The organism is Alteromonas sp. ABH4_457 (assembly GCF_056160625.1).
In genome coordinates this window covers 476,160-489,754 of sequence record NZ_JBSWXN010000004.1, presented here as the reverse complement: position 1 = coordinate 489,754, position 13,595 = coordinate 476,160, and the positions used below count along the sequence as shown (strand labels likewise).

Below are 13,595 nucleotides of genomic sequence, written 5' to 3'. Positions count from 1 at the left end.
AGCGCCGCACTCAGGACATGCAATATTCTATCGACTTTTTTGCAAATCTATTTATTTTCATGTGCTTATAAACTTCTTTGCGAGACTTTGCCGACACACTTTGAGACTGAGTGTCTTTATACATGATATAATTAAACATAGCATAAACAGCTGTTCTCTCATCATCTGTCGATTTCTTTAAACACGCCAGTATTATCTCATCATCCTGATACTCATTCAGGCCAGACTTTACAAAGGCCACAACCTTACTCTCTGCGATACCGGACTCTTTTGCAAGACCATCCATACTTGAAGCACACGCGACCGACAGCGGCAAGATTAATGATATAAAGATCAGTAGTCTTCCCATACCAATTTCCTCTCAGGCCTGATATCAAGAGTAAATGCATCGTCTCTTGAACGAAGGCTAAAATCATTATCACCAAGCATTTTGACAATATGTACCCGATTAAATTTTTCGAGAAGCTTTACCCTTTCTTTCCTAACGTAGATGCGAAAGGCTAGGGGATGCGCAGTATGAATGTCATCTCCCATATCAACAACAATAAAAAGTGCTGAGTGATTCTTGATGTAAGTTATGCCAAAAAAGCGAATCTCACGCATTAGATTAAACAACACCGGATGAAACCCAAGGCAGATCTTGTCACCAAAAACTTCCATACCTACCGTAGCACTAAAATATGGCTCCAGTAGATACGTGTACTTAAGCTTGCCTCGACCAAGCCCTACAATATATGGCGATAGCTCATGCATGAGAGCAACTACATATTTGTCTTTAGATGCAACAACTTGCTTCATAGTGTATATACCTCTTAGAATGGCGTTTATTTTAGATGTATTTTGATTTAAAATAAAGCAACTATTATATAGACAGGTATTTATCGATGAACAATGAGATTCAAGAGGCTCAGGACAGCTTTCAGCAGTCCATGAAATGCCTCGGACTTGATAAGCTCAAAATAATGGATGATGGTCAGGTAATCGAAGGCGTGAACGCACTCGCCATGGCTTTACCAGACATGTGGCTCCCAAGACTGATGATGCGGGCAGATAATGTGTCACGTCTTCTTGATGGAAAAAGGATGTATACCTGTGGTTTTGCTGTAGATGAAAAGACTTTGACTGGCGTTAAAGCTGCCAATATGACACCTGAACAAATGAAAGAATACGGCTACCCTGAAATAGAAGTTCTCAAGGGAAGCTTGGCCAAGCAGATCTATCAGTATGTAACCAGCACCAGCATACTGAACAAGAACGGATTCGCTCAACTAAGGCAATTTAATGAATTCAGTCTTACCGAACCAGAGGACGAGTTTGTCAGATGGATGCCAAATGAACTTCTTGTAGCATCAGCACTAAAAGACTTCTCTGAAAGTGCAGGCATAACACTTGATCGCATTCTTGAGCATAATCAGCAGCTCGAAATAAACTGAGTCAAAATATGGGAACAGATGTAGAGTTGGACTTAGAAGAGGAGTTTGATTGGGTCGATACAGATATTATCGACTCATTGAATGAAAGTGATGCTAAGAATCCAAGCAGCCAGAAGCCAGAAGAGGAAAGGCAAAGCGATATACAGCTATATCGTTTCATCGCCTCTTTGCAGCAAATAGAGCACTCTTTTTACATAAAGGGGATGACACCTTCTGATCTTCCTTTTGTATCAGAGCGACTGACTGACAACCTTTCACTGACAAGAAAGCTGGCAACAAAACTTGACTACAATCTCAAAAACCTGACTCACCTGTATTACTTTAATGTTATGCTGAGACAGGTCTCAATTATTGCAACAGCATCACATAATTATGGAAAGCCAATTCATGACATTAACGATGACCCTGAGCTTTTTGAAAATTTGCTTGAAACTAATCTTGATGGCGTTGTGGTTTTAGAGGATGAATTTTCATCCCCAGAAGTCGCCATGCATATCAAGAGCGTACTATTTCCTTACACTCTGTACTTTAACCACACAATAAGTGCTGAATTTAACGGTATTTCTGTAGAAAGCTATCTCAGCATAGTGATAGAGATGACAAAAACACTAGCCACACGTTGGAACAAGTCCATCAACATAAACAAGAGACATGTGTTGTTTACAAGCGCCCTCGATACTGTTGCCCGATTTGTAATGCACAATTTGTTTGAATACACCCAAAAAAACTTAGATAGCAAAATGAGAGATCTCAACCTGTCCAGTGGCACCATTTGGGACAGAATGGAGAAATATGATCTGGGCTTCAATGATTACCCAAGAAAAAAAGATAGTCTTCTTGAAAAAATAGAGTCACTAATCAGTGCGGAAATTGACGCGATCTTTAAAAAGAACAGGACGTTGCGAGTGCTAATCTCAGCAGAGAGGGCAAGACTCTTTATCATGGAGAGACTAGGCAGAACATGGCTTGAGTTTCATGACACCGTTGTTGCCGAATATAAAGCAATGGATGAGGAAAAAAAAGCATTCTACCTAAAAACAAATAGTAATTTACCTGATACTAGGTTGCTCTTCGAGATGCTGCCTGATGCAGTAGAAAAGGCTTTTAATGAAGTTTCTACCATCACATTTGATCAGGCTGAATTCACGAAGAACTGTAAAATCAACATGAGCATTCTCTGGGGCGTTTCTGATGCAGTATGCAAAACAAAGATTTAAGCTAAAACTAGGCGTAGTGGCCTTTAGCTTATTAGCTTCTATGCCTTCACAAGCGTGGTACACCTACTTCATGGTAGACCCTTTAAACTTAACTGAAAATCTGGCAGGTGACTATGCAGATATTCAGAATAGAATCACGGAAGAATTGAGGAACGAGGCATTAAGAATGCTTAAAAAGGAACTGCAAGAGGCAACCGGTGTTGCAAAAATGGCAGAAAGTGCCAGTAAACAAATAAGCAACGAGAGACTGGAAAAGTCTATTCGGGATCATGAAGTGGCCGAGCAAAACTCACCACTCCCATCTATTTGCCAAAGCGCCACCGTTCTACAGGCAGACGGCACGCAAAAAACTTACCCAAGTAAGAATTCAGTGCTTTCTTTTTCGATTAATCATCGCAATCTCTGCGACATAACTGAAGCGATTACTCGCGCCACCGGCGAAGATGCCCTACAAGCATCCATGACATCCACTACTTCACGAAAGGAGGATAATTACATTACGCTTATCGAGAGGGAGACCGATGAAGCTAATGGCATTACATTCTCTGACTTCTCCCCTGTAGAGAGGATACTAGTCGGAAACAAGGGTACGTCTGGCTTGTCAGAAGAAGAGTATAATCAGACCCTGACAGATCTGTCTGTAATATTTCCATACGACGGGATGGAGGACAGAAAAGATTACAACCCAGACTCTCTTATCAATGACCCAAAGGTCATCTCAAAGACTATGCACTCAAGCATTCCCTATCAAGCAATGGCAAATCAGCTTTCTTATAAGCTCAAAGCTGAAGATACGGCCTACTCAGAACTCGAAAACATGGAGCTGGTTTCCGATGATTTTTACAACGAAGACAATATCCAGAGATATGCACACAAAAATATGTTGACACCCTCACAAATAACTCGGGAAAAAGCTCTGATGAAAGCGTTCCTCGTCCATCAAGCTGTTGAAAAATTTAAAACCAGCCTTCATCAGGAGACGGTTCTAGCTTCAAGATTACAAAACAAGATAGAAAACAAACATTAGATGCTGCCACACCTCAAATAATATGTGGTATAATTAATTATTAATTATATGTTGTATTTATTTGGGGTGTATTATGTCTGCTAAAAATGAAACTCAAGCTGTTGATGCAATGTCAATTGAAGCGCAAGGAATCGTTGTAAGCACAATTGAGCGTTTTGTTCCGCAAGAAACCAAAATGTCTGCTACTGAAATCATGACCTACATGGTAAATGAGCTGGATAAGCATGCAGACGAAAATCCTGTCTTATTATACCTTGCTGCTAACCAAGAAAAGTCTTTTGATGCCAATGACATGAAAAAGATAGCGGCTAACCATGGTGTTCAAGAGTTAGAAGCTTTCAAAGAGGTCAAAAATGAGGCAGATCAAGAAAAGAGTGCAAAACCAGAAGTTACGGCAACGGAGACTGTCAGTAAACCTGCGGAAGGAACAAAATCCACAGAGCAAAATATGGACACACCCGCTAAAGAAGGAGGTGGCTCAGTCGAATTAAGCCCAGAGGAAAAGGCTGTTCTGGCATCCTTAAGCGACGATGAAGTCAGAATGCTTAACGACCTGAAAAAGCAGTTTTCTACGCAGAACCAAAAAGAACTCAAAAATATTGACCCCAATCAACGCGAGGTGCTTGCAACCAAGGCAGCCCTAATGTCTATGCAGATTGCCAAGCAGAAGCAGGTTGAAAAGGCTGCTGAAAATCTCAACCAGAAGGGCGGCACGGTTCGCCGAGGCGCTTTTGAAACTCTCGCAAAAGGCGCGTCTGACGTGATGGGCGGAATTGGCAGGCAGGTAGCTAAGGTTACTTCCGATTCTCTGGGAGGCGCTAAATTAGCCGGAGGCTCAGCGGTTACCGGACTTGGCATGGCTGCGAAAGGCCTCGGCAAAGCAAGCAAAACAATAGGGCTGGCAGGCAAGAATCTTAAAAATGCTGCAAAATCTGCAACAGAGTCGAATTATCAGACAAAGATTTTAAATAGTAGCGCTGCTCGACTCGACGCAGAAACAGCTCAGCTTGCCAAAGATATTAAGACTTTCAACTATAAGCGCGAGACCAATTCTCATGCGGGCTACGATTCAATGGAGGCTATGGAGAAGGCGAGCCTTGAGGGTATAGCTAAGCGGACAAAGAGTGTCCAAGAGTTGGCCAATACCGTGAAAAATGATTCACGTCGAGAGGGCGTACAGGAAAAGGCTAAGTTTAAAGCTATAGAGTCCCTTGAGAGGACAAAAGCGGTAGCTGGGAGGGTCTCAGACAGCTTGGATGCTGAAGGCTCTGAGCATGAAAAGAGAGCGAAAGAGATGGCTGATGCACTTGTGAACAGTATCAAGCGAATCCTGACAATGCTTAAAAATTTGTTCGGGAAGAAAAAAGAAAAGGAAGGCCCGAAAAAGCCAGAGCCACAAGACGAACCAACATTGGGGATGTAACCATGAAAAAAAATGGATTTACAGGCGCATAAATAAGGGGGGCTAAGCCCCCCTTATTTAAATACTCAAGTCTGATTTTAAATAAAGTTCATGCACAAATCCTGACACCCTGTCATCAAGGTTTTTTTCCCGACAGGCTTCCGACAGAACTCCCTCAAGACCACTTTCCTCATTGTCTTTAGATGAAAATTCCACCATTCTTTCCACAAACTCACTTGATTCAAAATCAGCAACATAAGCATCCGCTACGAAGACACCTTCATCTTCCAGTACGAATCTTACCTCATTAATATCACTGTTAGAAACTGATACAAAACCCACAGGGCAAGCATCCTCAGACTTATTTTCCCTGTAAATCCTGCCAAGTTTAAATTCAATAACACCCCTTGCTGACGCTGATGCATATACACCTGCTTGCTTCCTGTTACACAGTACGCTGCATGAATAATCACTATCTGAAGCGACTGATTGGTCTGCTCTAATGTGTATCAGCTTTTGAGTCTGATTAAACTCATCAGCGGAAAGCGTTCTTGCGGAACAAAGTTTAGACAGAAGGCGTACCCTAAAGTCGTCCCCAACAAACAGCGATTTAGAGGCAATATGATGACTGAATACCTCATCGTACACTGCGTTAAGCATGGACATATTAGAAGCATTTGTAAAAACACCATCCAAGAATACCGGTACAAGATGATTTTTAGCGCAGTAATCAAAGAAAAAATTTACCTTTCTGGCAATGACCTTGAAGGCATCATCCATACGAGCATTATTTGACTTCTGACTGAACCCTATAGAGCCAATTATCGCGTACATGCTATAGAAATCCTCTTTTACACGTCGGACAGCTGCCGATCTCGTTTTTTAAAAAATTAGACATATCCGCCACAACTGAGTTTGCCTGCGCCTCTAGGCTTTCAGCTTCAGTTTGTAGCTGAATTTCTTTCTCAGAAGATTGCTGGAGGGAAGTTGATAAATGACATAACTGTGCTAAATCAAATGTATTAATTCCTTCCGATAATGCTCCGTGAATGGCATTAAGCTGCTCCTTTACTCTATCTAGCTTTAAGGACGTATTGATAAATGAACTTAATGTTTCAAGCGTAGCGAGATCTACACTCCCGTATTCATCCGGCAATACCTCTACCATCTGTAGGGCATTAATTTCGCGATCAATACCTTCCAGCGACTGGGATTTTGACAGTAAGGCACCAAAAGACTTCAATAATCGAGAAGGAAAAGTAATTTTCTCATGACTATCGACCAGAGACATGACATCTGCAATCTTACCCTCCAGACGTTCTGACTGACGAAATTGCTGCATAATATCAGCAGCGATTTGCTCATTAGCAATCACCTTTGAAGTTAATGCTGTCAAAGAAGAAACATCATCAGCCAGATTGATATATGGTAATAATGACTTAACCTTTTCACTGATTTCTTCAACGTCTGCCTTTCTTGATCTGATTACGCCCTGATAGTGCTTAACCTGCTTCGTGTGATTTGCCACCATCATTGCAAGTACACGTAAATCCTTACTGAAGGCCATTACCTCCGCTCTCTTCTGACCAGAAACATCGTCACCAATTAGAAAGTGAGATTTAAACTGCTGCGAAACATGAATATTCACACCAGCCACAGGCTTCATAAACAAAAAGTCATGCCACCAGTCTGGCATCCCTCTCCCTTGATGCTCACTAATGACGTCTCCAGCACTGTCCGCAACAACATACTGGTAGCCACCTTTAACATCCTTATCATTAACCCACTCAAAGGAAAAGCCACTGCTATCCTTGACCTCAACAGACTGCATTCTCATATCATCACGTAGAGTGGAAGCGATTGTTTTACCTTCCATCAAAGCCATGACAGCCTCTACAATCGTACTTTTGCCGATATCGTGCTCTCCGGTAACAACATTCATATAGGGACAAAGATGCATAATACTGTCTTTATGCGTCCTGAAATTCCTAATCCTCAAAGAAGTAAAAAATTCTTTAGGCGTAGATGAATAAGCAAAATCACTTTTCAGATTAGGAGAAGCAACATTCCCATCACCCATCTTCAATTCAAAGACACGAGAAGCCCCCTCAAAGCAAGAGGCGGAGTGATGACTGATATACAGAACTTGAATAGAGAGGGCTTGCGCCAGCTCATTCAAAAGCCGAACAAATTTCGAGACATATTCTGTCTTTACAGCATGATCAGATTCATCAAACACCACGAATCGGCGATTTTTTGAACGCGACAGTGTAATCAATCTGAGACCAGCGGAAATGATATTCTGAATACTGCCACCCTTATCAAGGAAGACATTTCTGTCTTTGCCGTCTTCCGAGATGAGAAAAATATCCAGCGATAATCTGTTGTTCTCTGCCTTTGTTTTTACCTTAACTTTGTCTTTGTTGTTCGGTATTACATCATTAACAAGGGATGTTAGCACCAGCTCTATGGCTTCGATATCACTTTTCTGAACCCGCGCCTGAGCTAAGTGGATTGTCTCAAGAATAATATCTTTGGATTCCAGATAAGCATTTGCCTCTGCGATCTCGGAAACAAAATTGATTTTCTGAGAAATTAAAGCTTCATATGCGCCAGTAGACTCTGCTACCAGCCGCTCAACTTTTCTAAGGGCAGAATGAAAGTCGTTACTCAGTGATGGCAGTGTTTCTTTTAACATAGTTCAGTTTTCTCTCTGCATAACCAATGTCCATATTCATCTTCTTTATCATGTCAGCGTAGGCATCTCTCGCCTCTTCGATATTAGCAACGCCTAGACGGGATGAAATACCTTCTTGAATACTTCGCTTTTGCTCTTGCAAGGCGGAGTACGTACCCTGTAAGTGAGAAAGATACTGCTTCAGGTTGCCGACAAACTGATCGAGATCTCTTCCATATGCGACAAGAGAGTTGTTGTCAAAACCCTCTATATTGCAGTAAAAGAAATCTCTACGAGGGAGATCACGAAAAACCGTGGACTGAGATAGTGCATCGAGAACAGGATAAATCTGCTCACGACATTTATTTATATGCCCTATTAAATTTACGCGCTCTTGATTAACTCTTTGAGAAAGCTCTGATGCATTGCTAATCCCCCAGCTTTGAAGGGTATTCACCAGCTCTTGCTTTTGCTCTTTTAAAGCCGTTAACCGAATCTTGGCATTTTCAGCCTCAACCCGCTTCGCCTTAGCGTCACGCTGCAATTCAGCGTAACGACGCTTCAAAGCTGCCTTATCTTGAGTATGCTGGTGACTGATAGTCTCGTTTGAAGTTTGATTTGACATGTATTTCCTGCATTATCGAAGTTCTGTCTCGAATCTCCTGAATAAACGGAGATACCTCGGTGACTATAGGCTGGCCAAATTGCAGTCTCTGCTCTGCGTAAGACATTACCAAGTTCTTCTTACAACGGGTGATACCTGTATATACAAGTCGGCGAGACTCTTCAATTTCATCACGGTCAAGTTCAGAAAAGTCTTTTCCCGGCAGGGTTTGTTTATCCATACCTACCAGATAGACATTTTCGAACTCAAGACCTTTACTGGCGTGAATGGTAAGCAGCTGAACTTTTGCAGAACGTTCTTTGTCCATCTCCGGATTTGCTTCGACACGCAGTATGATGTCATCTAATACCTTATCTATATCACCACTTTCTTGATAGCTTTCTGCGAACTGCTCAAAAATCTGGCTAACATTCTCTATCTTACCATCGAGATTAGCCGCTGCATCTTTTTTGGCACTTTTTTTCGCAACACCCTGCATTTTAGGCTTCAAAAACGTGTCCCACGTCATTCCCAGCAGCTCTTTTATAGAAGAAGGGTTGGCTCCAATCTCCTGCGCCCTCTTGACACTATCAATAACCCGTAAAAATGCCGTGCATTTCTTCGCCACTGCATTTGGCGCTCCCGAGGACAGCTTGGACTCTGCTTTTTTACAGAGAAAGCGATATACGGGCATTTTATCAGACTTCATAGCATCGCGAGCCGCCTTGGAAGATACGCCAAAATTCGTACTATTCAAAACACGCAATCCTGCCATTGAATCCCAAGGACGAAATATAAAGCGAAGCATCGCCACTGCATCACGAATCTCCGCCCTCTGGTAAAACGAGGTATCACCGACAAGGGTATACGGAACCTGAGCTTTAACAAGATTCTTTTCAATCTCCGCATTAAGTGCGCGGTTTCGATAAATTACGGCAATCTCCTTGCCCGGAACGCCGTTACGCAGGTCGCGCATGATAGACTTCACAATATTATATGCTTCAGTCTTATCATCCTCAAAAGTAATCATTTTTACCGGCGAGTTCTCCAGCTTTGCTGACGCCACCAGCTGACCATCTGTAAGCCTTTGACCCATTGCATCAGCAACAGCATTACCCACTGTGATGACATTCTCACAGGAGCGATAATTCTGCGCCATATTGATTTTTTTGACGTTCGGATACCGGCGCTCCATGCCGAGTATTACATTGATATCTGACCCCCTGAAGCCATAGATTGACTGCTTTTCATCTCCTACGGTACAGATGTTTTTGTGAATCATTGCCAAGGCATCCGTCGCAGACATTTGAACAGGGTTAGTATCCTGATATTCGTCAATCATCAGGTATTTAAACTTTGAAGCCAACTCAATGGCTATTTTTTTATCAGATTGAAGCAATTTTTTAGTATGCAGCAACATGTCATCGAAATCCATGCCATTCAGATCTGCACTCATTTCCTGATAGCTTTTCCAGAGAAGTGTCGCGCCCTGCTTCATCTGAAAGCCTTTATCCTTTGGCGCTATAGTTCTCATGTAGTCATTAAGATCAAGGCCTTTAGCCTTAGCTGCCGAAATCTCAGACGTCATTGAGGCAACATTAAAAGTACCCCCATCAACGAGGTCTCGGATACTAAGAGGTAGAGTTTCATAGGCGTCTTTATAAATCCTTTCACTATCTTTGTCATCGAAGATAACAAAGCTATCCATATCGAGACCTTGTTCGGCAAAATACGAATGATCCTTGTATTTCAGCAAAATATGTTCTTTAAACACACTGTGAAATGTCCCTACCGTGATGTAGTCCGCTCTCTCACCAACACTCACGCGAAGACGATCTTTAATCTCAGTCGCACTCTTATTGGTGAAGGTAATCAACATAATAGAAGATGGGGAAATCCCCATCTCAAGCATATTGGCTGTTCTGTTAATAAGAACCGTCGTCTTCCCCGAACCAGCGCCAGCAATAATCATAACTGGGCCTTCTACGGTAGATATACCTTGCTGTTGGGCGGGGTTTTTACCCTCAAGAAGCTCTGCAAGCTTCTGCTCATAACCTTCTGGCAACTCTTTCTTAGACGATTCCATTAATACACCTTATTTAAAAAACCGCATCAGCGCTTGGCTAATTAATACTTTAAGTTTATTATATCATGGTAATTTACGGAGTATATAAAAAGCGTGATTGATTTACCCCCAGACTTTCCCGACAGCTATCCAGTGGATACCATTGTTGAAGAGCGTTGCATTGCCTTTAATGCTGCGCATTTTGGCCTACCCAAGATAGCCCTTCAGGCTATTCGAAGGGTTGAAGACGGTAATGCTTGTACAGTTTCTCTTAACACCAATGACACAGCTGACTTGGGGCCAATGCAGATAAACACAATTCACTTGGAAGATATCCAAAGAGAATATCCTGACATTACTTTTGAAGATGTGGCATGCAAGCCGTGCCTGAACATCACAATCTCTGCATGGATTCTTAGCAAGCGTATCAACGAGGTGGATGGAAATGTTTGGTTGGGAGTCGGAAACTACCACTCCAAAACACCCGAAGTTAGACAGGTTTATCTCGAAAAGATAGAAAACGCGCTGTCCAATATTAATAACGAGAAAAGAAAAGGTGCCTCTAAATGAAGTTTTATTATGCTGTCACCGAAAAAGGCGACCAAATGCGTAAAGCCGCTGAGTATTACAGCCTGAAAAAGGTTGGTGCTGGCTTCGAGGGTAGTTATAAGGATGGAAGAATAAGAATAGATTGTGCTTCCGGTCACCTGCTTAAGCTTAAAACACCTGATCAAATTAATACTGACCTTGCTTGGAGCGATCCTCCAACCTCCTACATGCCAATTCCGCGAGATTATGAACTTATCACCGGAGATGAAGGCGACGGGCGAGTCAACGGCATGCTGGGAACTATCCAGCGGTATATCCATAAGGCTGATTGCTTTATCATCGCAACTGACTCAGACAGGGAAGGGGAGGCAATTGGCCACAACATAATTCAGCACTTCAATTACCGTGGTGAGGTAAAACGAGCTTGGCTTGCAGCTGGGCTGGATAGAAAAAGTCTCACCGATGCATTCAACAACCTCCGTGATGCCAACGAAACGAAAGCATACTGGCGCTCCTCTGAGGCCAGATCTGTTACTGACAGACTGTATACATTCTTAACGCGATCATACACATTTTATGCAAAATACGGAAAGTTCGGCAATACGCTAGGCCAAGGAAAGGGTAAGGCCGGAACCATGTCGGTAGGTCGTCTGCAAACAGTGATTGTGGCGATGATTGTGGACAGAGAAGAAGAAATAAAAAACTTCGTTGCCAAGGACTATTTTACAATACGAGCTGACTTCGAGTTTAAAGGTGTGACAATCGAAGGTGAGTACTCGCCTGTGGTCACAGAGGACATTATTGCCAGCAGACCAGACGGTGTGGAATGGGAGCCTCAAAAACCTAAGGGCGACAATATTCCTTTAGACAAACCACTTTTCGTTGATAAAAAGAATGTCAATCAATTCATACAACTTTTGCGTGATAATGCTGACAGTGCATTTATTAAAAACGCTGCTACAACCACTGAAAAGCAATCGCCGCCAAAAACCTTCGAGCTTACCGAGGCACAGGTTGTCATTGGTAAACAAATAGGTATCGGAAGTGATTTGGTACAAACAATACTTGAAGATCTGTATGAACAGGGTTATCTGAGTTATGCACGTACAAGCAAGGCGGAGTTACCCCGAAATCTGTATGCTGATAGCGAAAGAAATGCCATGTTCAACTCAATTTCGCAACTACACCAGCTGCAAAGCGAAGCATTGTGGGCGCAAAACATACATAACGGAAAAGATAGTAAGTACTCACAATTTATGCCATCAGTATTCTCTGATAAGGATATGGAACACTATGGCATCGTACCCACCCATCAGGTGATGACTCCTTCTGCATTTGCAGGCATCCAGCCTAAAAAGAGAGAGAATGGTAAAATTCTTCATACTGCCGACCAGATGCGTGAAGCCTACCTAATTGTATGCAAGCAGTTCATCACTACTATGATGCCTCCTGCGACTTACAACGTTCAGCGATTGAGCATGGCTGTTCCTGCTACAGACTTATTAGGTCATTCTGAGGCTGTGTTTAATGCAACTGCTAAGCAAATCACAGACGAAGGTTGGAAAGCCATATTCAACAACAATAAATCTACTGGAGAAAAGGAGTTTCCCGAGCTTGCTGTTAGTGATAAAGGTAAGTTTATTGACGGAAAGACGAAGCAGCAGCGCACTAAACCACCGGTAAGATACACTTACACAAAAATGCCGAAAGATCTTGCAAATATTGCTAAGGAAATTCGAGATCCAGCTCTAAGAAAACGCATGGCACAGTCTGAAGGCATCGGTCGTCCGGCAACCCGCAAATCGGCCCTGCAAACCATTCTGGCAAGGAACTATATTGAGAAAAAGGGTGATGTGCTTTACCCAATGGCCAAAGGCATTGAACTTGTAAAATATGTTCCAAAGTGGCTGAAGTCACCGGTTACCAGCGCACAGTTGGAAGATTACCTGACCAAAATTGCAGCCTCAAAGGATGACGCCAAATCTTGCGAAATGCGCGATTACTTTATCGAACTTCAGACCGAAAAAATTGAAAAGCTGATTCAGCATATGATTGACAGATTTCAGCAAGATCTTGGAGAAAGAGTTAAGCAAGCTCCTAAAGAAGTATCCATTAAGATGAAAAAGCTCATTAAGTCAATTGCCGCAAAGAAAGGCATAGAGATTCCAAGAGGCACGCTTAGTGATCCATTAAAAGCGAGTGCATTTATCTCTGACAACTTTGAGAAACGCAAAGAGGGCGAGACATACCCGCCATCAGACGCACAGGTAGCGCTAATGAAGGGCATTGTAGGGAACATGCCAAGTGACATCACGTATAGTGATGAGATATTTAAAGACGGACAAAAAGCCAAAGTGTTTATTGATAAACACATTAAGTATGCACCACCATCACCTAAGCAATTGAGTTTGGTACGAAGCCTGTTGGCTAAACTTCCCGCAGGAGAAAGCCCACCGGCAGATGTTGAATTGTACCGCGAAGCAGCCAGTAACTTCATCGAAGCACAATTCAGTAAAGGCGGCAGAGGCAATGCTAATGGCGGTAAGTCCAAGGGGTCTTCAACACGTAGGCGCTCAGGAACTCGCAAGCCAGCACAACAGGCAAACTAAGAGGTTAAAGTA

At 42.6% G+C, this 13,595-nt stretch carries 12 protein-coding genes; 6 read left to right on the top strand and 6 right to left on the bottom strand.

Annotated features, from left to right (window positions below):
- Window positions 1-10: 10 nt before the first annotated feature.
- Window positions 11-349, bottom strand: coding sequence for a hypothetical protein (locus tag ACXAGR_RS12340; protein WP_474850650.1), 339 nt, complete (start codon window positions 347-349; stop codon window positions 11-13).
- A complete protein-coding gene (locus tag ACXAGR_RS12335; protein ID WP_474850648.1) occupies window positions 334-798 on the bottom strand; it encodes a hypothetical protein in 465 nt (154 codons plus the stop codon). The genes ACXAGR_RS12340 and ACXAGR_RS12335 overlap by 16 nt, the downstream gene beginning before the upstream one ends.
- Window positions 799-884: 86 nt before the next feature.
- On the opposite strand from ACXAGR_RS12335, the gene ACXAGR_RS12330 reads away from it, so the two are divergent.
- From ACXAGR_RS12330 to ACXAGR_RS12315, 4 genes are all read left to right on the top strand, one after another.
- Window positions 885-1,433, top strand: a complete 549-nt coding sequence (locus ACXAGR_RS12330; RefSeq protein WP_474850646.1) for a hypothetical protein — start codon at window positions 885-887, stop codon at window positions 1,431-1,433.
- 8 nt (window positions 1,434-1,441) lie between these two features.
- Complete coding sequence (locus tag ACXAGR_RS12325) at window positions 1,442-2,650, top strand: hypothetical protein (RefSeq protein ID WP_474850644.1); 1,209 nt, start codon at window positions 1,442-1,444, stop codon at window positions 2,648-2,650.
- Window positions 2,625-3,677 (top strand): hypothetical protein, encoded by a 1,053-nt coding sequence (locus ACXAGR_RS12320; protein ID WP_474850642.1) that lies wholly within the window; start codon window positions 2,625-2,627, stop codon window positions 3,675-3,677. Before ACXAGR_RS12325 ends, ACXAGR_RS12320 begins: the two co-directional genes overlap by 26 nt.
- A gap of 73 nt (window positions 3,678-3,750) precedes the next feature.
- Window positions 3,751-5,100, top strand: coding sequence for a hypothetical protein (locus tag ACXAGR_RS12315; protein WP_474850640.1), 1,350 nt, complete (start codon window positions 3,751-3,753; stop codon window positions 5,098-5,100).
- Between the two features lie 57 nt (window positions 5,101-5,157).
- Here the strand turns inward: ACXAGR_RS12315 and ACXAGR_RS12310 are convergent, their stop codons facing one another.
- From ACXAGR_RS12310 to ACXAGR_RS12295, 4 genes are read right to left on the bottom strand one after another with little or no spacing between them, the layout of a single operon-like run.
- Window positions 5,158-5,913, bottom strand: a complete 756-nt coding sequence (locus tag ACXAGR_RS12310; RefSeq protein ID WP_474850638.1) for a hypothetical protein — start codon at window positions 5,911-5,913, stop codon at window positions 5,158-5,160.
- Window position 5,914: 1 nt separating this feature from the next.
- Window positions 5,915-7,777: an AAA family ATPase gene (locus ACXAGR_RS12305; RefSeq protein WP_474850636.1), complete on the bottom strand. Its 1,863-nt coding sequence runs from the start codon at window positions 7,775-7,777 to the stop codon at window positions 5,915-5,917.
- Window positions 7,746-8,381: a hypothetical protein gene (locus ACXAGR_RS12300; RefSeq protein ID WP_474850634.1), complete on the bottom strand. Its 636-nt coding sequence runs from the start codon at window positions 8,379-8,381 to the stop codon at window positions 7,746-7,748. Before ACXAGR_RS12300 ends, ACXAGR_RS12305 begins: the two co-directional genes overlap by 32 nt.
- Entirely contained in the window at window positions 8,329-10,446 is a 2,118-nt protein-coding gene (locus ACXAGR_RS12295; protein ID WP_474850633.1) for an ATP-dependent helicase, read from the bottom strand. Before ACXAGR_RS12295 ends, ACXAGR_RS12300 begins: the two co-directional genes overlap by 53 nt.
- A 93-nt stretch (window positions 10,447-10,539) precedes the next feature.
- On the opposite strand from ACXAGR_RS12295, the gene ACXAGR_RS12290 reads away from it, so the two are divergent.
- Together ACXAGR_RS12290 and ACXAGR_RS12285 are read left to right on the top strand one after the other, a co-directional pair.
- Window positions 10,540-10,995 (top strand): lytic transglycosylase domain-containing protein, encoded by a 456-nt coding sequence (locus ACXAGR_RS12290; RefSeq protein ID WP_474850631.1) that lies wholly within the window; start codon window positions 10,540-10,542, stop codon window positions 10,993-10,995.
- Window positions 10,992-13,583 carry a DNA topoisomerase gene (locus tag ACXAGR_RS12285; RefSeq protein ID WP_474850629.1) on the top strand — a complete coding sequence of 864 codons (2,592 nt, stop codon included), beginning with the start codon at window positions 10,992-10,994 and terminating at the stop codon, window positions 13,581-13,583. Before ACXAGR_RS12290 ends, ACXAGR_RS12285 begins: the two co-directional genes overlap by 4 nt.
- Window positions 13,584-13,595: the final 12 nt, after the last annotated feature.